This window comes from Nostoc sp. (assembly GCF_036916735.1).
Taxonomy (GTDB): domain Bacteria; phylum Cyanobacteriota; class Cyanobacteriia; order Cyanobacteriales; family Nostocaceae; genus Nostoc.
Genome location: NZ_JBALFV010000121.1, coordinates 191,616 through 212,375 on the forward strand (window position 1 = coordinate 191,616; position 20,760 = coordinate 212,375).

The following is a 20,760-nucleotide window of genomic DNA, read 5'->3' on the forward strand; positions in this document are numbered from 1 at the left end:
TTACCCCGTACCTTGCATCTATATGACTTCACAATCTTCTCGCTCTGACAAAATTCTGGTTGTCGATGACTCTCCTGATAACGTGTTTTTGATCAAAACTATTTTGGAGGAAGAAGGTTACACCATTAGCACCGCAGAAAATGGGATTTCCGCCTTGGCAGAATTGAAAGCATCCCCTTGCGACTTAGTTCTACTGGATCTGATGATGCCAGATATGGATGGGTACGAAGTTACTAAGCACATTCGCGGTGAAATGAAATTGCCGCAATATATCCCCATATTGCTGATAACTGCCCACGATGCGCCCAACGTCGCCCACGGTTTAGATTTGGGTGCTGATGATTTTATCCGCAAACCTGTAACAGTAGATGAATTGCTGGCACGAGTGCGATCGCTCCTGCGCTTGAAGCATAGTATGGATGAACGTGATGAAATTGCCCGCCAGCGAGAAGATTTTGTCTCCCGCCTCACTCACGACTTACGCACTCCCTTGGTAGCCGCCGATCGGATGTTAATGCTATTTCAGCAAGGTGCATTGGGAACATTATCAACGCAAATGCAGGAAGTAATCGCCATCATGGCCCGTAGCAATATCAACCTGCTTTCTATGGTGAATACTTTATTGGAAGTTTATCGTTTTGAAGCAGGTCGTAAAAGTTTGGCATTTCAACCAGTTAATCTGGGTCAATTGCTAAACGAAGTGACTGGAGAATTAGCACCTCTAGCTCAAGACAAAACACTGTCCCTAAATTTAGACTTTACTGAGGAGTCAAGTACAAAAACAGTGATGGGCGATCGCTTAGAATTGCATCGTCTATTCACCAATCTTATAGGGAATGCGATCAAATTTACCGACTCTGGGTCTGTTACTATTCGTTTAACTTCTCAACCCCAGTTTGATAAAAATAGTCAATCTCAATTCTCAGGAAAATCCAATTTTGTTGAATATATTAGTATTGAGATAGCGGATACCGGCCCAGGTATTCCTGCTGAAGAACAAACAACCATATTTGAACGGTTTCGTCAAGGTAGCCACAAGAGTTCTGGTAGTGGCTTAGGACTCTACCTTGCTCGCCGAATTGTCGAGGCGCATCAAGGCATTATTTTGCTAAATTCTGAGTTGGGCAAAGGGAGTGTATTTATTGTCATTCTACCCACTAAAAAATGAGAAAATTAGCAATTATAAATTATGAATTATCAAAAGTTTTAGCAGATATGATAATTCATAATTTATAAATTTATTCATCTTTAACTAAATGTTTAAATAAATATTAAAGCAATAAAGTTAAATACTAAAAAATTATAAATAAAATATACTTATTTAGCAACGTTAACATAAAATAATTATTTTTTTAGGAGACAAAATAATGATTACCACTGAATTATCTAATGTTGGCGATATTATCCAGAATCAGCGTGATTTTTTTAATAGTGGTAAAACTAAAGATGTTACTTTTCGCATTGAACAACTGAAAAATCTTAGGCAAGCAATTATTGAGCATGAACAGTCAATAGTCGAGGCATTACAAGCAGATTTACATAAACCAGAAATGGAGACTTACCTTACAGAAATCGGTGTCATCAAAGAAATAAATTATGCCATAAAACATCTCAAAACCTGGACTAAGCCCAAAAAAGCAGCCGTTTCCTTTGATTTTTTTTCTTACTCAGCTAGAATTCATCCAGAACCGTTGGGGGTTGTTTTAATTATCGGCCCTTGGAACTATCCATTTAACTTAATTATCTCACCGTTAATAGGTGCGATCGCAGCTGGAAATTGTGCAATTATCAAACCTTCAGAAATTGCTTCTCATACGTCTGATATCATTGCTAACATTATTGCCAAACATTTTGACCCTGCTTATCTTGCAGTAGTTGAAGGAGGCGTGGATGCAAGTCAAAAACTACTAGCAGAAAAATTTGACCATATCTTTTTTACTGGTGGCACAGCCGTCGGCAAAAGCGTTATGGTAGCAGCAGCAAAATATCTCACGCCAGTTACTTTAGAATTGGGTGGTAAAAGTCCTTGTATAGTAGATAGTGACATTAATCTTGAACACACTATCAGACGAATTACTTGGGGCAAATTTATTAATGCTGGACAAACTTGTATTGCCCCTGACTATCTTTTAGTTAATAAAAAAATTAAAAAAGATTTAATAGATGGGCTGGAAAAATGCGTAAAAGAATTTTATGGCGATAATCCTGTAAACAGTCCTGATTATGCCAGGATTGTCAGTCAAAAACACTTTGATAGATTAGTTAACCTTCTCAAAGATGGTGAAGTTCTCATTGGTGGAGAAACTCAACCTTCAGAGCGTTATATCGCCCCTACAGTGATTGATAATGTTTCCTTAAAATATTCTATAATGCAGGAAGAAATTTTCGGGCCTATTCTACCTATTATTGAATATACTGACATTGCAGAAGCAATCGCTTTGATTAACTCTAAACCTAAACCCTTGGCATTATACTTATTTTCTCAAAACAAAAACCTGCAAAAGCGAGTTTTGCAGGAAACTTCATCTGGTGGAGTCTGTATCAACGATACAATGATGCAGTTTGGTGTCTCTTCTTTACCATTTGGTGGGGTGGGAGATAGCGGTATTGGCAACTATCACGGCAAAGCCAGTTTTGATACATTTTCCCATAACAAAAGTGTATTGCAAAACTCTTTCTGGCTCGATTTAAAATGGCGATACGCTCCATATCAGGGCAAATTGCCTCTAATCAAGAAATTTCTTGGTTAAAAAAGTTACGAGTTAAGAGTTAAGAGTTATGAGTTATGAATTTTTAACTCTAAATTCTTAACTCCTGTACAGACGCGATTAATCGCGTTTCTACTCTTAACTATTAATTATTAAAATCCAAAAGCGTTGCTGTAACGCTCCTCAGCCCAAGGTTCACCACGGCGATGGTAGCCATTGCGCTCCCAAAAACCAAGTTCTTCAGCAGCTAAAAATTCCAAACCATTAATCCACTTAGCACTTTTCCAAGCGTAGAGGTGGGGAACAACTAGCCGCATCGGGCCACCGTGTTCAGATGGAAGGTCTTCACCAAAGACTTTAAAAGCAAAGAAGTTTTCTTCGCGCATAAAATCTTCTATAGAAATATTGGTAGTGTAGCCGCCGTAGCAGTGTTCCATAATGTAGGCTACTTTGGGGTCTAGCTCAATCAGACCCATGAAATCCGTAACTTTTATGCCAGTCCATTTGACATCCAGTTTAGACCAGCGCGTTACACAGTGAAAGTCTGCCGTAAATTCGTGTTGAGGCAACCCCATAAAGTCTGACCAACAAAAGGTAGCAGGTTTTGCCAAACCCCAAACTCGAAATTCCCATTGTTCAATACTGACTTCGGGAGTTGCACCGTAAGTTAATACGGGGAAACCTTTAGCTAAGTGTTGACCAGGAGGGACACGTTCGCTCTCTTCCTTCCCTGGTTTCTGAAAAAATTTTCCTAGCATAGTTTAGAGAAAAATAAGTTTTCTCAAAATGTTTACAAGCTTTTTTGCTGAGTTGTTAACAGAACCTAGATGTTTAACTCTTTATATGATTACTTGATCGTTACTTGTAAATGATAGGTAATGGGTAATAGATATTCTCAATTACTCACTACCAATTTTTTCGCTCTAATGAGCTTGTGTAGAGTATCTAAGATTCATAATGCAATTAGGAAAGCTAAAAAAAGCATTTATCCAGTGGTAAGAAGTTTGATTGGTGACTTTGGCAATCAAATCTATCAGTGCTGTTCACGCTTTTCCTAACTAAGAAATTATGATTCTTCTTCCTCTTCTTCAGCAGCTGGATATACAAATGTAGAACGTCCAGTCAAAATTGATTTGCCCAGAGACAGGGCTTTCTGAGCTTCGACGACAGCTTTATGCCTCCAAGTAGCTCGACGTTTATCTCGTTTTGATTTTGAAGTTTTCTTCTTAGGAACAGCCATGTCAGCAGATATCGCAATTCTTGACAACCTTACTATTCTAGGCCATCCACTGACGCCAAGGACAACAGTAAGGGCAATACTCTGCAAAAAGCCCTCCGGGTTCAAGGTGATGCTCGAAGACTCGCAAGCGTTCGCGTAGTGTCTCTCTCGTAGAGAAGCTATGCTGAAGGCTTTACGCTTCACTATCGCAAGACGCTCTCTAAGCGTTCGCGTAGCGTCTCGTAGAGAAGCTATGCCGTAGGCTTTACGCTGCACTAACGACGGGAACCGCCAGACGCTCGCGGACTCGCTAACGCTGCGCTATCGGTCTTAGCGTCTCCCCTTGGGAGAAGACTCCGACCCCCTCACCGATGCAGCGTCTACATGAATTGCTCTTACTGAAAATAAGGGTTTCGACTATTTTTTGGGTAAGTCCTGGCTATTTTCCAAGAAAAGTAGTGATTGCGCCGTTTTGAAGTAAGTCGCCCAAATTTGAGCATCGGGACGCGATCGCCATTGGGGACGACTGACATCTAATGCCAAAACTGGTGCGATCGCTCCATTATTTTGTACGGAGACAATGATTGAAATATCTGTCACCAAGATATCTTGATCAAAACTCCGTTGAGCAGATGCTCTAGCGGCTGCTTCCGCCCTTCTGAGAACGGTTTCATAGTTTTCATTTGGCAGGCGGTCAATAGCTAGATCAACTCTGGCGGTGTAAGCTCGCACAACCTGAGGTGCGATCGCTTCCATCAAAAACCACGCAGGAACAGTAGATATGAGCAAAACTACTAAAGGAATTATCCGGATTCTTCTGGCAATTTGGCTAATAACTGAAAAGGGAGTGATCGATGATGGTAGGTGAGCAGAAATTTTGCTCATAACCTTCTATCTCCTTAGTAATAATCTTTTATTGAAATTACGTAAAAGGTATTTTCCGGTTTAATAACGTAATAAAAATTACATCATAACTGAAGATTCGATCAGAATCACCTAGACTATAAGACATAGGTTAGCTTTGTTTTTTGGACAAAGCCAACCGCAATTTTAAGACCAGCAAACAATAACTGACAAATACCGGGATGGCAAATTACTGGGTGATCGCGATTGGCATCAATCAATATCAGTTATTTCAACCTTTAAGTTGTGCCCAAGCAGATGCTGAGGCAGTAGAGGATTTTTTGGTGACAGAGGCAGGTTTTCTCGCCAAACACTGTCTGCTAATGACGGATACCTCCCCGCCGATTGGGGATAGATCAACTTATCCGACTAAAGAGAATATTTTGTTGCTGCTTGAAGATTTGGCAGCGACAAGTTGGCAACCAGAAGATTATCTGTGGTTATTTTTTAGCGGTTATGGGGTCAACTACAAGGGCAAAGATTACTTAATGCCAGCAGAGGGCAACCCCGAGCTGGTGCAAGAGACTGGCATAGAATTGCGATCACTAATGCAAAGTCTGCAACTTGCTGAACTAAATGTATTGCTACTACTCGATATCAACCGCGCTTTTGGCACTCAAGCGGATGCTCCCGTTGGTGAAGAAACAATAGAATTAGCCCAAGAACTACAACTGGCGACAATTCTTTCTTGTCAACCAGAGCAATTTTCCCATGAAAGTAGCGAATTAGGTCACGGATTTTTTACAGCAGCCTTGTTAGAAGCTTTGCGTTCTGGTAATGGCAACAACTTGGCAGATTTAGAAAACTATCTAAGTCTGCTCATGCCAAAATTATGTCACCATCACTGGCGTCCTGTGCAAAACCCTGCCACTATTATCCCATCAAGGCAGCAGGTAATCTTACCAAAATTGGCAATAGAAAGCGACTTGCAATCAGAACCGGTGATTTATCCCGAAGAATCTTTTGCTATTGCCCGTGCCGCTCCTCCCCTCGATGATTACTCTAAAACTTCAGCAGAACAGGGCAAATGGGGAGAAACTACTGTGAACTCCTCCCAACAGGTGAAGGCTAATAAGGTCGAAAAATCTAAAAATCAACAAGGAAAGGAATCAGCCACAGGCTTAGTTTCTCAGCCAATGGCGGAAACTTCTTTAGGAGTGAATCCAAGCGGAAGATTTATCCCCAATTCCTCTAAAGGTTACGTCTCTCGATTGCCATCGAATCAGCCAAGTATCTCTTTTTGGAAACAATTTATTTTATGGGGTGGAGGCAGCCTGCTAATAGCAGGTTTAATCGCCGTAGTTTTTCTCCGTAATCAAGAAACTTTTAAAATTAAGCAAATATCAAGTACATCACCCAATGCTGCTGCCAGCGATCGCCAGGTTATCCAGAATTTACCAAGCGATCCCACTCTACCAGTTAAACTTAAAAATCAATCTAGCGCCCAAATAACTTCTAGTTCCGAGTCAAAAAATCGCAATCAAGCAGTATTAGACCTGGCGAAAATGTCGCTCAGACAAACTCAGGCTAGCGATTTGAGCATGGCGATTGCTACAGCTCGGAAAATTCAACCTGGTGAACCACTCTACGATCAAGCTCAGGAGAATATTAAGATTTGGAGCCAAATGATTTTAGATTTAGCAGAAGGACGTGCTAAACAAAGACAGTATGCTGGCGCTATTGCTGCCGCTCGATTAATCACCAAAGATGAAGCTTCCTATGCCAAAGCACAAGCAGCAATTAACCTGTGGCGGTTAGAGGGTAAACAGTATGTAAGTAACAAAACTCTTTTAGATGCAGCCAATGCCTTAATCAAGTCTGGACAGGCATCTACCTACAATCGTGCGATCGAAGTTGCGAAGAAAGTACCATCGGGTCAACCAGGCTTCGATACTGCCCAAAAATCGATCAATAACTGGAGTGAGAAAATTTTAGATATGGCCAAGCGTCGCGCCGCCGAAGGAGAACTTAATGCTGCAATTGCGACTGCTGCTTTAGTGCCAGAAGAGACAGGTGCTTACGAAGATGCTCAAGATGCTATTCAAAAATGGCAGAAAAAATAGCCAATAAATAGTTAGGAGTTAGGAGTTAAAAGTTAGAAGTTTTAATTCCTCACTCATCACTTCTCACTCTCCACTTTTTCCTCACTACTCAGCAGTACTGCGATATATCTTCGCCGCATTCGTCGGCTAGATAGCACAGCGCTCGGAAACGTAAACCAACCACTTCTTCATATAAGGGGTTAAGCTTGCACATTGGCGGAATGTGAAACAAGGTTTTCCCAAATAATTTGACATCTCGCTCAAAGGGACACTGAGATGGAATCAGCTTGCACAAGCGATGAGCTAGTTGGCGATCGCGTACTTGAATGTTTTCTACCCTCTGCCGTAGAGGTTGGAGAATGTTCCAGTAAGATTTGGAAACAGAAGGGTTTAGCTGGGTTACTTTAGGGTCAATAGTCTCTGCTTGATTGATTGATACCCAGCTTGCTAGAAAAATCTTTTTGGTGGTATTGTCGAATACCTTCATGGTTAATCCTCTGTGTTATTGAGGCTATTCATCTTTTTGATGAATATATACAATGTGGCAACGAAATTTCCCGGAAAAATCGCATTCTGACTACGATATAATGTAATACCTGATTAGCCACTTGGGTCAGAATCTGCTTGATTACTACGTCAAGTTAATCTCAATTTTTTGGGGATCGGTAGTGTAATATTACGATCTTGTTCATAACTTGATATAGTTTAAATTTTAATAAAGACATCCATCATTGGATAGGTTTTAGTGTAACATTTACAGAACTTAATCTTAGATATTTTTTAAAGCATTTTTGCTAAGTAAAAATATCAGTAATACCCTAACAGGCGTCTTTTACCCCTGTATTCCCACTTCCCCAGGTAAGAGCATCCTTATTTATTAATGGCTCAATGGCGTAGAAGCAGAGAAAAGTCTATTTAAAAAGAGGAAGGGGGCAGGGGAGACAAGGGGACAAGAGATGAGAACTTGCAACAAGTCTTTCCCCTTGTCCTCCTCCCCCTACTTCTTCGTCGTCGCAAAGTTTTGGTAAAGAAAGTGATTCTTCTCCAATTTGCAATCTATAGCGTCTTAGGGCTAACTTATCTGGGGTTAGCATTCGGCTATATTCCTGGTTTACGCATGAACCGCGCCACCATCGCTTTGGTCGGTTCTGCCTTTTTAATTGCTTTAGGTGTTCTGAATTTACAGGAAGCATGGCAGGCTATTGATGCCAATACCATCGTATTTCTCTTGAGCATGATGGTAGTTAATGCCAACCTATCCTATGCAGGGTTTTTTAGGCGATCGCTATCAGTGATATTGAGTATCACTCGCAGTCCTCTAGGTTTGTTAATTGCCTTAACTTTTGGTAGTGGTATTCTCTCCGCCTTTTTTCTCAATGACACTATAGCGTTGATTTTCACACCTTTAACTTTGAGCCTGACTCAAGCTTTGGGCTTAAATCCGATTCCTTATTTACTAGCGATCGCAGGTGCAACTAATATAGGTTCGGTAGCAACTTTGAGCGGTAATCCCCAAAATATCCTGATTGGCTCCTTTTCAGGCATCTCCTATCTAGATTTTCTGCGTGTATTGACCCCAGTTGCCCTAGTAGGCTTGGTAATTCAGGTAATATTACTGTGGCTATTTTACCCAGATGTGCGCTCAGATAAACCTTGCCAACAGGTAACAGTTAGCAACCAACGGATTTTTAAACCCTTATTAAAAAAAACATTAGTCATCACAATTAGTCTGCTGATTGCATTTACTATCGGCTTACCTTTAGCGGAGTCTGCTTTAGTTGCTGCTAGCTTATTACTAATCACTCGCCGGGTTAAACCGCAACGCATTTTGCAAAAGGTCGATTGGAACTTGCTGGTAATGTTTTCTGGATTGTTTATCCTGACGCGAGTCACACAAAAGTTGAATTTGCTCGAGCCATTTACCCATGCAATCAATTCTGCTGCGAGTTTTTTGGGTGTAACTGTTATTTTATCTAACTTAATTTCTAATGTGCCTGCTGTACTTCTGCTGCATCCCCTGGTTTCTTCACGTGACACTAAGTATTGGCTATTGTTGGCTGCTGGATCAACTTTGGCTGGTAATTTGACTTTGTTTGGTTCAGTCGCTAACTTGATAGTTGTAGAAGCTGCTACTAATTTAGGTTACAAGCTAACTTTTTGGGAACATTTGCGCTTTGGAGCGCCGTTAACAATGTGTACTTTAGTTCTAGTATACCTCTGGGTTCATTGAGGGCGATCGCTCTAATTACTAAGGTGAGTCACGAAATCAAATTATCTCAGTGTATGTTGCTAACTCTAGTTTACTTTGGGCCTGTCCCCTTTCCAAACGTTATGACTCCAGATGAAGTGTCTGCACTAAATAAAGGCAATAAGATTGCAGTATCATTTGAATAACAAACTGCCCTGTAATTAGAACTCGTATTATTGCTTTGCTCAACCCAGGTTACTGAACCATCGGCTGCAAGCGTTATACCGATGGAAGCTGGTTGATTGATGGAGAAGGGTTGAAAAGGCCCACCAAGAGGCCCTCCTCCTGGCAAACTAAGAAATCGGTTACTCAACAGTTGTGTAAAATCACCTGTGAGGTTGTTGCCATTTAGATTGAGCGTTCCGGTGGTGTAAGTAACTAGATTGTTTGCTGCGTTGTTAAAAACTACAGAGGCGGTTACAAAATTGAGAAAACTTCCCCTTTCCCAATCAAAGTAGGGTTGGAAAAATGTTGAGCAAGGCACTTCGCTCACCGGAGCTATCGCTTTGATTACCGATGAATAATTTGTTATTCTCAATGAATATGGATTTTGCTTTAGTTGTGCATTTGCTATCGGAATATTCAAGGTAAGTCCGGTATAAAAAAGAAACGCAGAAAACATAGAACCCCAATAAGTCAGTCGGTTGTACATATTTTCTCCTCTTATGAAAAAGAATTAGTGTTCGTCAAGCTAACACATGATATTATTCAGCTTTAACACGTGGTTTGACGCTAAATCTGCTAATTATTTACATAAGTTTATACCTCAAATGTATTTTTTCGTTTCTGTATACGCAGGTATAAAAAACTGAGAGATTTATGAAAAATATTAATTAAGCTAAAAGTATCTGCTGAACAGCCAGGCTTAATTCTGGAAATATTTGAGAAACAATCTGTTGGTTTCCAGCAAACACAAATTGTTTGTAACTGCCTTGATTTAGCAAACACACAGTTACTTTATTTTCCAGAGGGTCAACAATCCAATATTCGACCACACCCATAGCTGCATACTCAGAGGTTTTTTGATTATAGTCCCGGTCAATAGATTCAGGGCTTACCACTTCAACTAAAAGAGGTGGAGCAGTTTTGAGGATAGCCGAAGTACTCTCAATACTTTTTGCCTGTTCGTTGGTAATCACACAAATATCAGGTCTTCTAAGTTGTTTATTGGTCAGCACCTCAGTACCGTTAGGGCGCGGTTGTAAAGGCAGTCCCATTTTTTGAATTTCTAAAAAAAAGCGAACTAACAGTAGGGTGATAATCGCCTCATGTTTGCCAGTACCAGGAGGCATTTCTACCAGTACCTCATCCTCAATTTCATAGCGCTTGTCTGTGCCATCATCAAAATTGATGTATTCCTCAAGAGTACTAATTTTTATTGGTGTTTTAGTCATAGTGATCGCCTCCAAGAACTAACTATAGGCAAGTACTATTTACTGTGATTTCTATACCCATAATAAAAGACTATATCTCACGCCAAAGCGCAAAGACGTTCAGAAAAACTCTGCGTCTCTGCGCTTTAGCGTGAGATTTTTATTTTAAATTCTCTATGATGCTACCTGAGCAGCAGTCCGAGTCCGCCGTCTTCTCCCATCAGCAACTTTCACAGGTGGCTCATCAGGGATTTGCATCAACAAAGTCACAGATGGCTGACATTGCAATTCCCGACGGATGGAACGTTGCAATTCTCGTTCTAAAGTTCCTTGCAATCCACCCCAGTCTATATCTGCTGCTTGACCTTCGCCAGGAGCAAATTCTGTCCAGCGCACAGTGAGGATTTCTTCAATTCGTTGTTTTACCCAGGTTTGTAGCAGCGATCGCTCTACACTTGTCACTACACCCCGGAGGTGAATTTCTGGTTTTGCCAACAGTTTACCATTCCAATCAATGGCAGCTGCGATCGTAATAATGCCTTCAGAAGCCATGCGTTGCCGTTCTTGCAGCACTTTGGCACTTACCATACCCGAACTAGTCGTATCCACCAATTCGATACCAGATGGCACTTTACCAGCGACGCAAATGGCATCTTCAGTCAGTTCGATAATATCACCATTCTCAATAATTATCGTGTTTTCTGCGGGAATGCCCATACTCTGAGCCGTTTCTGCGTGCTTCACCAGCATCCGATGTTCGCCGTGAAATGGCACAAAGAATTTGGGTCGAGTTAAGGCAATCATCAGCTTTTGTTCTTCCTGACAGCCGTGACCGGAGACGTGAATTCCTTTATCCCGCCCATAGACCACTTTTGCCCCCTGAATCATCAATTTATCAATGGTGTTGACTACTGCGATCGTATTTCCAGGAATTGGGTTAGCAGAGAATACTACTGTATCTCCTTGGCGGATTTTGATGTGAGGATGTTCTTTGTTGGCAATGCGGGTCATTGCTGCCATCGATTCACCCTGAGAGCCTGTAGTTAAAATTAAAACTCTCTCATCAGGCAGATTGCGGACTGCGTGCAATGGTTGCAGCAGATTGTCTTCACACTTGATGTAACCTAAATTGCGGGCATGAGCAATCAAGTTCAGCATCGAACGCCCCACAACTGTCACTACACGATTCTGCTTCTTCGCAATATCCAAAATCATGTTGATGCGATGCACGCTAGAAGCAAAGGTAGTGACAAATAATCGTCCAGTGGCTTGATTAAATACTCTCTCCAAATTGGGATAAACTGAACGTTCAGAAGGTGTAAACCCTGGTACTTCAGCGTTAGTAGAATCACTTAGCAGGCAAAGAACGCCTTTTTCACCATGTTCTGCTAACCGTTGCAAGTCAAACTTTTCACCATCCACTGGGGTATGGTCAATTTTAAAATCCCCTGTGTGAATGACTACACCAAGGGGAGTATGAATGGCAACAGTAAAACTATCAGCAATGGAGTGGGTGTTTCGGATATATTCAACTAAAAAGTTTTTGCCAATCCGCACCACATCGCGTGGTAGAACTGTTCTGATTTCTGTGCGATCGCGGACTCCTGCTTCTTCTAATTTACCCTCTAGCATTGCCATTGCTAGTCTGGGCCCATAAATCACCGGGACATCAAATTGCTTGAGATGGAAAGCAATCCCGCCAATATGGTCTTCATGACCGTGAGTAACGATCATCCCTTTAATTTTATGGCGATTTTCCCGCAGATAGGTCGTATCTGGCAGAACAATATTTACTCCATGCATCGCCTCTGTGGGAAAAGCCAATCCTGCATCTAACAGGATAATTTCATCGTCATACTCAAAAAGACAGGTATTTTTCCCAATTTCGTGCAAACCGCCCAAAGGAATAATTTTTAAGGCGGAATTATTAGCTTCGTTTTTAGCCATTTTCTCCTTAGATTGTTACTTGTGGTTAATTTAGTTGATAGTTAACGAACTTTATTTAAGACAACATCATTTGTGTCTTAATCCAGTCCCAAAGCAATCAAGTTTTAATTGAAGATTTCAATTTTTTATTAAATAAAATCGACTGTACACTGAAGAATTTATAGTATGTTTATCAGTCCTAACACAGATTTTTAAATTGCAACTTATGAACAATTATGATCATTGTTTATATGTATCATTAGAAAGCAACAGATTAACAGCGCTTAATCGGATGGTGGTTAGATTAAACTAAGTTCTTTCAGAACCGCTTCTAACTTTTGACTTACTTCTAAATCAGGTTCACATAGGGGTGGACGAGTTGAACCAACTTGCCAACCTTGAAGTTTCAGTGCTTTTTTCACTGGAATGGGATTTGAAGTGAGAAATAAAGCTTTAAATAACGGGAAGAGTTGGAGATGAATATTGCTGGCTACCTCGATTTTCCCCGCACTAAAAGCTTGGATCATCTGCTGTAGTTGGTTTCCTACCAGATGAGAAGCCACACTTACCACGCCCTTTGCTCCGATTGCTAACAAGGGCAAAGTCATGTAATCATCACCAGAATAGATGTGGAATTCTTTTGGTGTCAAGCGACGAATTTCACTTGCCTGATCTACACTACCAGTGGATTCTTTAATTCCAACAATATTGCTAACCTCAGCTAACCGGGCAACTGTTTCTGGCTGAAGGTTTTGTCCGGTACGACCGGGGACATTATATAACAACAAAGGTAAGTCGGGACAGGCTTGTGCTATAGCCTGAAAGTGCGCTTCCAATCCCGCTTGTGGCGGTTTGTTGTAATAAGGAACAACTTGTAAGGAACCATGTACTCCTATTTTAAACGCTTTTTGGGTGGCTGCAATCGCTTCTTTGGTGGAATTTGAACCACAACCTGCGATCACCTTGGCTTTTCCTGCTACGGAGTGCAATACTTCAACAAATAGCTGGTATTCCTCATCCCAAGTTAAAGTAGGGGATTCTCCGGTTGTGCCGCACACCACCAATGTATCTGTTCCGTTGTTAGCTAGATGTGCTGCCAGTTTTGCCGCTACATCATAATCTACACTACCGTCTGCTTTAAACGGCGTAATCATAGCGGTTAAAACATTGCCAAAATCTCCCACCCTTTTTTCACTCCTGATTACCCATGTTTTTATATCTTGGTGGTCTCTATTGTAATAACCTATATGCAAATTACTTTCAACAGTGATTTGCACATTTGCTCTTTTTCATTAGTTGTTTATTTCTACTAATGACTAGCTTGAAACGTAAGTTTTAGCAGGTTTGAGTAGATTTTTTTCTACTAGCAATTCAGCGATTTGTACTGCATTCAATGCTGCACCTTTGCGGATTTGGTCACCAGACAACCATAATTCCAAGCCACAGGGATGAGAAATATCTTCCCGAATCCTTCCCACTAAAACTTCGTCTTTACCAGTTGCTTCAATTGGCATCGGAAAATAGTTAGTTTTCCAATCTTCTACCAACTTCACTCCAGGGGAGGAATTTAAAATTTTCCTGGCTTCTTCTGCACTAAAAGGAGTCTCAAATTCTAAATTAATGGCTTCTGAATGGGCGCGTAGTACAGGAACCCGTATACAGGTTGCAGTAATTCTGATTTGCTGCCTACCAAATATTTTTCGGGTTTCGTTAACCATTTTCATTTCTTCCTCACAATAACCCAAATCGTTTAATGGTGAGTTATGAGGGAATAAATTAAATGCCAGTGGGTAAGGCAATATTTCAGCGACTGGCGGCTGTCCTTGTAGTATAGCGCTTGTTTGCCTTTTGACTTCTGCCATTGCCCTGGCACCAGCACCACTAGCAGATTGGTACGTTGAGGCTACGATGCGTTGCACTGGCTTAATTTTATGCAATGGCCATACTGCCACACTCATTAAAATTGTCGTGCAATTGGGGTTGGCAATAATGCCTTGGTGATTGGCTACTGCTTGTGGATTCACTTCTGGCACTACTAAGGGAACTTCCGGGTTCATTCGAAAGGCACTGGAGTTGTCAATTACCACTGCGCCCTTTTCGACAGCAATTGCTGCCCAAGCTTTGGATGTGGAACCACCTGCACTAGCTAGTACTATATCCACATTTTCAAAGGTGCGATCGCTCACTGCCTCTACTGGTATATTTTCTCCTTTAAACCGTAGCGAGCGTCCGACACTTTGCTCTGATGCCAATAGCTTCAAATCAGAAATCGGAAAATTACGGATTTCTAATAATTCCAGCAACTCTGTACCAACGGCACCAGTCGCTCCTAAAATAGCTACACGATAGGATTTAGACAAACTCACTTCCTCCTTTAAGAGGTTTTTTGCAATTTGGAACAGTTGAAGATTTACTTATATTTCAATAGCGATCGCACTCTTTAAATGCATTTTGAATAAATTTAGATTTTTCTGTAATTTAGTCTATAATTTGTTGATTTATAAATATTATTTTATATATTTATTTTCTTGGTTATTTGAAACATTAAGTTATGTTGCACTATCCAACAATGGTTATCCCTTTTCTACATCGATTTCAACTATATATTATTATACAACAAACAGCCATTCAACAGAAAACTGGAGATATCTGCACTCAGGCGTTTCATAGGCATCTCACTTGTAATGTGACTGAACGTCTTAGTTTCAAAGTTGCTGACCAAAATTATCAATATACTACGCTCAAAGTGGATAAAATTAGCACAGCATAAAACTGAGCTATACGGTTAAGTAATAAATGCGCTCTTGTCCCACAACTTAATAATAGCTAGACTCAACACTAGAACTTTAACTTAGGAGTACTAACTAGTCGCTGAGAACCAGGATATCACGATGTTAGCCCACTGAATAATTAATTCCTAAGTTTCAGAGGGAGTGGGGAGGCAAGGAGCTGGGGAGGCAGAAAGCAGGGGAGCAGGGGAGAATTTTCCCTTCAGCAAGAGTAGCGTCCCGTCCCTCTCCTCTTTTCAATGCTCAATGCCCAATGCCCCCATTAACTAAATTGTTATAAAGGGAAAATGTCAAGTCCTTAGTGATTGGCAGTAAACTGGATCTTTGCCCCAGGACAAACATCCATCCTTGGATGTCATAAAGCCTTTTGGCATCCCATTTCCTATAAGACACATCAAGCCATAAATGCAAACAATTATTATTGCATCTTGTGTGTACTTAGAGTATAAAATACCAGAAAACTAGAGACGAAGCATGAAAGTTACCCAGGAAAAACTTCCCGCCAGCCAAATTGGCCTGGAAATAGAGATTACGCCAGAAATTACCAAGCAAACTTACGAACAGGTCATTAAAAACTTAGCGAGTACTGCCAATATTCCTGGGTTTCGTAAAGGCAAGGTACCTCGGCCGATATTGCTACAACGGCTGGGTACAACTCGTATCAAGGCAGCAGCGCTGGAAGAACTAATTCAAGACGGTATTGAGCAAGCGGTTAAACAAGAAGCTATCCCGGCAATAGGCCAGCCACAATTGCGCTCCTCTTTTGAGGATTTAATTAAGAATTATGAACCTGGAAAACCTCTGACGATTTCGGCTGCTGTCGATGTAGAACCAGAAGTGAATCTAGTTCAGTACACTGATTTGCAAGCTAAAGCTGAAGAAGTCAAGTACGAGCCAGAACGAGTGGACGCTACCCTTGATAAAGAACGTCAAGAATTAGCAACATTGATTCCTGTGGAAGGACGTGCAGCCCAAATCGGTGATGTTGCCGTAGTCGATTTTAAAGGTTCATTCGCCATAACTGAGGGCCAAGACGAAACAGCTGAACTAGAACCGATTCCCGGAGCCGAAGCAACTGATTTTCAAGTTGAGTTGCAGGAAGATAAGTTTATTCCAGGCTTTATTTCGGGAATAGTAGGGATGAATCCAGAAGAAACCAGAGAAATTGCGGCACAGTTCCCAGATCCTTATGCTAATGAAGATTTAGCTGGAAAAGCGGCAACTTTCACAGTGACGCTCAAAGAATTGAAGGAAAAGGAATTACCAGAAGTAAATGACGATTTCGCCCAAGAAATCAGCGATTTTGAAACCTTAGAGGAGTTACGCGCTTCTTTGGTAGAGCAATATCAAAAAGAGGCGGATGACAAAACAAAAACAAATAAACAGGAAGCGTTGTTAACGGAACTGCTCAAGCACGTAGAAGTTGACTTACCAGCAACCATGATTGAGCAAGAAGTGGATGCAATGCTAACGCAAACAGCAATGCGGCTGTCTCAGCAAGGATTGGATGTGAGGAAGTTGTTTACTCAAGATATTATTCCTCAATTGCGGGAGCGATCGCGCACTGAGGCAATTGAACGTATCAAACGTTCCTTGTCGTTGCGCGAAGTCGGTAAACGCGAATCTATCGAGGTAACACCAGAAGAAATCGCAGCCAGAGTCACAGAACTTTTGGAACAGTACCCAGAGGAGCAAGACGTTGATGAAGATAGACTGCGCTCAATCGTGGAAAACGAACTATTAACCGAAAAGACCATTAATTGGTTATTAGAACACTCCTCAGTTGAACTTGTACCCGAAGGTTCCTTAAGTCTTGCAGAAGAAAAAGAAGCAGCAGTTGTGGATGCTGATGCTGATGCACCTCAGACAGAGCAAGAAACAAGCGTTGCTTCGACAGAAGTCACAGAAGGATAATTAAAAATCCCACAGCCATAAGTTCACCAGTTCTGAGTTAAAGTACTGGTGAAATGGGTAAGTTAAAAGAGATGAGAGAGCAGGGAGCAGGGGGAGATGAGGGAGCAGGAGAAGCAGGAGAAGAACTATTTATTGTCCAATGCCCAATGCCCAAATGCTCAATACTTCGGCTGCTTTCGACTTACTTCGACTTACCTCGGCAACGTTTGGCACAAGCTGCTCAGTACAAATCGCTCAAGGCAAGTCGCTCAGTACAAACAACTGCCCAATGCCCTATAACTCTTAACTCTTGAAAACTTAGGGATAAAGGCAGAATAATTAAAGAATGAATAAATTTTCAGCAAATTGTGACAGATGTTATCGCCTGAGCTTGATACTGTGTTACACGAGAGGAAATTATATGAGGCATAATGGTTAACACGTACCTATAAAAATCCCATTCGTCGAAAAGGCAGCATTTGCTGCTGAAACATTTGTCCTAAAATTATCGTCAAAGAAAGCTTGTATGCTTGTATCGCAGTCGGGAAATAACCCCATCAGCAACCAAAGTCGAATCAAGATTAACTCCCAGTTAAACAGCCCTAGCAACATCGTGCCGATGGTGGTGGAACAGTCTGGCATGGGAGAAAGGGCTTTCGACATCTACTCCCGCCTGCTGCGAGAGCGGATTATCTTTTTGGGAACGCCAATAGATGATACTGTAGCCAACTCAATTGTGGCTCAGTTGTTATTCCTAGACGCCGAAGACTCAGAAAAAGACATCCAATTGTATGTTAATTCTCCCGGCGGCTCAGTCTACGCAGGGATGGCAATCTATGATACAATACAACAAATTCGCCCTGATGTTGTTACCATCTGTTTTGGATTAGCCGCGAGCATGGGGGCATTTTTGTTGACAGCAGGGGCTGCCGGTAAGCGAATGTCTCTGCCTGACTCCCGAATTATGATTCACCAACCACTTGGTGGCGCTCAAGGTCAAGCCATTGACATTGAAATTCAAGCCAGAGAAATTCTTTACATTAAGGCTAAGTTGAATCAGTTAATGGCTCATCATACTGGTCAACCCATAGAAAGAATTGAAGCAGATACTGAGCGCGACTTTTTCATGTCAGCAGAAGAAGCCAAGAACTACGGTTTGATTGATCAGGTCATTTCCAGGCAAAATCTTCCCACAGCAGGGGAAAACGTCACCATTCTGAAATAAGAGGCTGGTATGTCTAAGTACGACTCCCATTTAAAATGTTCATTTTGCGGCAAGTCTCAAGAGCAGGTGCGTAAATTAATCGCGGGGCCGGGAGTCTACATCTGCGATGAATGCGTTGACTTGTGTAATGAAATACTAGACGAGGAGTTACTCGATACCAATGGTGCGGCAGCACAACCGACACCAAGAGCAGAACCACCTCAAAAACGGCGTACTCAATCTTCTAGTATTTCATTTAATCAAATACCCAAGCCAAGAGAGATTAAAAAGTATCTAGACGAACACGTTATTGGTCAAGACGAAGCCAAAAAAGTGCTGTCAGTAGCCGTTTACAATCACTATAAGCGGTTGGCGGTTATTCAGTCTAAAACCAGTGGCAAAGCTGCGGCAGATGATGCTGTAGAACTGCAAAAGTCCAACATTTTGTTAATTGGTCCAACTGGTTGCGGCAAAACTCTCTTAGCGCAAACCCTAGCGAAAATCCTGGATGTACCCTTTGCCGTCGCTGATGCTACGACGCTGACAGAAGCTGGGTATGTGGGAGAAGATGTGGAAAATATCTTGCTGCGACTATTACAAGTGGCAGATTTAGATATAGAGGAAGCGCAACGAGGAATTATTTACATTGATGAAATTGACAAAATTGCTCGCAAAAGTGAGAACCCGTCAATTACCCGCGATGTTTCTGGCGAAGGCGTACAGCAAGCCTTACTGAAAATGTTAGAGGGAACGATCGCCAATGTACCACCCCAAGGAGGGCGTAAGCATCCTTATCAAGACTGCATCCAGATTGATACAAGTAATATTTTGTTCGTTTGTGGTGGTGCTTTCGTAGGCCTAGAAAAGGTTGTGGATCAGAGAGTTGGTAAAAAAGCAATAGGCTTTGTGCAACCTGGAGAAGGCCAATCGAAAGAAAAACGGGCGGCAGATACTCTTCGCCATTTAGCGCCGGACGATCTAGTAAAATTTGGCATGATTCCCGAATTTATTGGGCGCGTGCCAATGGTAGCAGTAGTAGATCCGCTAGATGAAGAAGCGTTGATGGCGATTCTCACCCAACCACGCAGCGCCTTAGTCAAGCAGTACCAAAAACTGCTGAAGATGGATAATGTCCAGTTAGATTTTAAACCAGATGCTTTACGAGCGATCGCTCAAGAAGCCTACCGTCGTAAAACTGGTGCCAGAGCATTAAGGGGCATTGTCGAAGAATTGATGCTTGATGTAATGTATGAGTTACCATCCCGTAAGGATGTGACACGCTGTACAGTAACACGGGAGATGGTTGAGAAGCGATCAACTGCCGAACTGATAATACATCCATCTTCACTACCGAAGCCAGAATCAGCCTAATAGTCATTAGTCATTGGTCATTAGTCATTGGGCAAAAACTAAGGAATAATAACTATGTACCAAGGACAAATGACTAATGACAACTGACAAAGCGCAAAGTCTGAGCGGAGGTTTCCTCCGATAAGAACTTTGTAAGAGAGGATTAATGACTAATGCCTTATATTAAAGTTCGTGGCGTTGAGCATTATTACGAATGGGTGAAAAAACCATCTGGTTCTTTGGTAAAACCAGTGATGATTTTCATGCATGGTTGGGCTGGTTCGGCTAGATATTGGCAAAATACCGCTAATGCTTTATCAGAGCAATTTGATTGTTTACTCTACGATTTGCGGGGATTTGGCCGTTCTGGGGGGAAGCCAACCATAGCTGAAGCAAGTGAAGCTGTTGCTGAATCTGAATCCGTTCAGGAAGAATTAGAGGCAATCAGAGAGTTAACCTATGAGTTAGAGGAATACGCTGATGATTTGGCAGCTTTGTTAGATGGGTTGCATCTTCAGCGTGTTTATATCAATGCTCACTCAATGGGCGCATCTGTTGCTACTTTATTTTTTAACCGCTACCCCCAACGAGTGGAACGAGGAATTTTAACCTGTAGCGGCATTTTTGAGTACGACGAAAAATCCTTTAGTGCTTTTCATAAATTTGGTGGCTATGTAGTTAAATTCCGTCCTAAGTGGTTAAGCAAAATTCCATTTGTTGACCGGATGTTTATGGCCAGATTTCTGCATACTTCCATACCAAATTCTGAGCGACAAGCTTTTTTGGAAGATTTTCTCGAAGCAGATTACGATGCGGCTTTAGGGACAATTTTTACTTCAGTCAGCAAGGCTCAATCTGAAGTGATGCCGCAAGAGTTTGCCAAGCTGACAGTGCCAACTCTGCTCGTCGCGGGGGAGTATGACAAGATTATTCCAGCCGAGATGGGGCGTCAAGCAGCGTCACTGAATGACAAAGTGGAATTTGTGATGATTCCCAACACAGCGCATTTCCCAATGTTGGAAGATGCACCAACTTATTTGCAACGGGTACAAGAGTTTTTGCAAATTAACACACCAAAATCACAAGTAGGATAACTGATAGCGGT

General features: G+C 41.6%; 18 protein-coding genes. 9 read left to right on the top strand and 9 right to left on the bottom strand.

Translation table 11 applies throughout. The features are described 5' to 3' along the window. Positions 1 to 22: 22 nt before the first annotated feature. Both V7L20_RS30215 and V7L20_RS30220 read left to right on the top strand, forming a co-directional pair. Positions 23 to 1,168, top strand: coding sequence for a hybrid sensor histidine kinase/response regulator (locus V7L20_RS30215; protein WP_334747609.1), 1,146 nt, complete (start codon positions 23 to 25; stop codon positions 1,166 to 1,168). A gap of 199 nt (positions 1,169 to 1,367) precedes the next feature. Continuing rightward, on the top strand, positions 1,368 to 2,750 hold the full coding sequence (locus V7L20_RS30220) for an aldehyde dehydrogenase (RefSeq protein ID WP_334747610.1): 1,383 nt from the start codon (positions 1,368 to 1,370) through the stop codon (positions 2,748 to 2,750). Between the two features lie 110 nt (positions 2,751 to 2,860). Here the strand turns inward: V7L20_RS30220 and V7L20_RS30225 are convergent, their stop codons facing one another. The 3 genes from V7L20_RS30225 to V7L20_RS30235 all read right to left on the bottom strand — a co-directional run bounded on the left by V7L20_RS30225 (position 2,861) and on the right by V7L20_RS30235 (position 4,812). After that, complete coding sequence (locus V7L20_RS30225) at positions 2,861 to 3,466, bottom strand: sulfite oxidase-like oxidoreductase (RefSeq protein ID WP_334747611.1); 606 nt, start codon at positions 3,464 to 3,466, stop codon at positions 2,861 to 2,863. A 308-nt stretch (positions 3,467 to 3,774) separates the two neighbouring features. Further along, positions 3,775 to 3,948, bottom strand: a complete 174-nt coding sequence (gene rpmF / locus V7L20_RS30230; RefSeq protein ID WP_094328804.1) for a 50S ribosomal protein L32 — start codon at positions 3,946 to 3,948, stop codon at positions 3,775 to 3,777. A 396-nt stretch (positions 3,949 to 4,344) separates the two neighbouring features. Further along, positions 4,345 to 4,812, bottom strand: a complete 468-nt coding sequence (locus tag V7L20_RS30235; RefSeq protein ID WP_334747612.1) for a hypothetical protein — start codon at positions 4,810 to 4,812, stop codon at positions 4,345 to 4,347. Between the two features lie 200 nt (positions 4,813 to 5,012). On the opposite strand from V7L20_RS30235, the gene V7L20_RS30240 reads away from it, so the two are divergent. Further along, positions 5,013 to 6,893 carry a caspase family protein gene (locus V7L20_RS30240; RefSeq protein ID WP_334747613.1) on the top strand — a complete coding sequence of 627 codons (1,881 nt, stop codon included), beginning with the start codon at positions 5,013 to 5,015 and terminating at the stop codon, positions 6,891 to 6,893. Positions 6,894 to 6,981: 88 nt separating this feature from the next. Here V7L20_RS30240 and V7L20_RS30245 read toward each other — a convergent pair whose 3' ends face one another. Next, positions 6,982 to 7,359 (bottom strand): Mo-dependent nitrogenase C-terminal domain-containing protein, encoded by a 378-nt coding sequence (locus V7L20_RS30245; protein WP_334747614.1) that lies wholly within the window; start codon positions 7,357 to 7,359, stop codon positions 6,982 to 6,984. A 546-nt stretch (positions 7,360 to 7,905) separates the two neighbouring features. Here V7L20_RS30245 and V7L20_RS30250 point away from each other — a divergent pair. After that, positions 7,906 to 9,102, top strand: coding sequence for an anion transporter (locus V7L20_RS30250; RefSeq protein ID WP_334747694.1), 1,197 nt, complete (start codon positions 7,906 to 7,908; stop codon positions 9,100 to 9,102). 70 nt (positions 9,103 to 9,172) lie between these two features. Here V7L20_RS30250 and V7L20_RS30255 read toward each other — a convergent pair whose 3' ends face one another. The 5 genes from V7L20_RS30255 to V7L20_RS30275 form a co-directional block, all read right to left on the bottom strand. Further along, positions 9,173 to 9,772 carry a hypothetical protein gene (locus V7L20_RS30255; RefSeq protein WP_334747615.1) on the bottom strand — a complete coding sequence of 200 codons (600 nt, stop codon included), beginning with the start codon at positions 9,770 to 9,772 and terminating at the stop codon, positions 9,173 to 9,175. A gap of 181 nt (positions 9,773 to 9,953) precedes the next feature. Next, on the bottom strand, positions 9,954 to 10,514 hold the full coding sequence (locus V7L20_RS30260) for a Uma2 family endonuclease (RefSeq protein ID WP_334747616.1): 561 nt from the start codon (positions 10,512 to 10,514) through the stop codon (positions 9,954 to 9,956). Positions 10,515 to 10,667: 153 nt separating this feature from the next. Then, positions 10,668 to 12,440 (bottom strand): ribonuclease J, encoded by a 1,773-nt coding sequence (locus V7L20_RS30265; protein WP_334747617.1) that lies wholly within the window; start codon positions 12,438 to 12,440, stop codon positions 10,668 to 10,670. A gap of 278 nt (positions 12,441 to 12,718) precedes the next feature. Beyond that, entirely contained in the window at positions 12,719 to 13,603 is an 885-nt protein-coding gene (dapA, locus tag V7L20_RS30270) for a 4-hydroxy-tetrahydrodipicolinate synthase (RefSeq protein ID WP_334747695.1), read from the bottom strand. A gap of 132 nt (positions 13,604 to 13,735) precedes the next feature. After that, positions 13,736 to 14,779, bottom strand: a complete 1,044-nt coding sequence (locus V7L20_RS30275) for an aspartate-semialdehyde dehydrogenase (protein ID WP_334747618.1) — start codon at positions 14,777 to 14,779, stop codon at positions 13,736 to 13,738. A gap of 903 nt (positions 14,780 to 15,682) precedes the next feature. Between V7L20_RS30275 and tig the strand changes: the two genes are divergently transcribed. The 5 genes from tig (at position 15,683) to V7L20_RS30300 (ending at position 20,749) form a co-directional block, all read left to right on the top strand. Further along, positions 15,683 to 17,122: a trigger factor gene (tig, locus tag V7L20_RS30280; RefSeq protein WP_334747619.1), complete on the top strand. Its 1,440-nt coding sequence runs from the start codon at positions 15,683 to 15,685 to the stop codon at positions 17,120 to 17,122. A 53-nt stretch (positions 17,123 to 17,175) separates the two neighbouring features. After that, on the top strand, positions 17,176 to 17,415 hold the full coding sequence (locus V7L20_RS30285; protein WP_334747620.1) for a hypothetical protein: 240 nt from the start codon (positions 17,176 to 17,178) through the stop codon (positions 17,413 to 17,415). A 212-nt stretch (positions 17,416 to 17,627) separates the two neighbouring features. Then, a complete protein-coding gene (gene clpP, locus V7L20_RS30290; protein WP_334747621.1) occupies positions 17,628 to 18,326 on the top strand; it encodes an ATP-dependent Clp endopeptidase proteolytic subunit ClpP in 699 nt (232 codons plus the stop codon). A gap of 9 nt (positions 18,327 to 18,335) precedes the next feature. Continuing rightward, the gene (gene clpX, locus V7L20_RS30295) at positions 18,336 to 19,676 is read left to right on the top strand and encodes an ATP-dependent protease ATP-binding subunit ClpX (RefSeq protein WP_334747622.1); all 1,341 of its coding nucleotides are present in this window, start codon (positions 18,336 to 18,338) and stop codon (positions 19,674 to 19,676) included. Positions 19,677 to 19,828: 152 nt separating this feature from the next. Beyond that, on the top strand, positions 19,829 to 20,749 hold the full coding sequence (locus tag V7L20_RS30300) for an alpha/beta fold hydrolase (protein ID WP_334747623.1): 921 nt from the start codon (positions 19,829 to 19,831) through the stop codon (positions 20,747 to 20,749). Positions 20,750 to 20,760 lie beyond the last annotated feature (11 nt).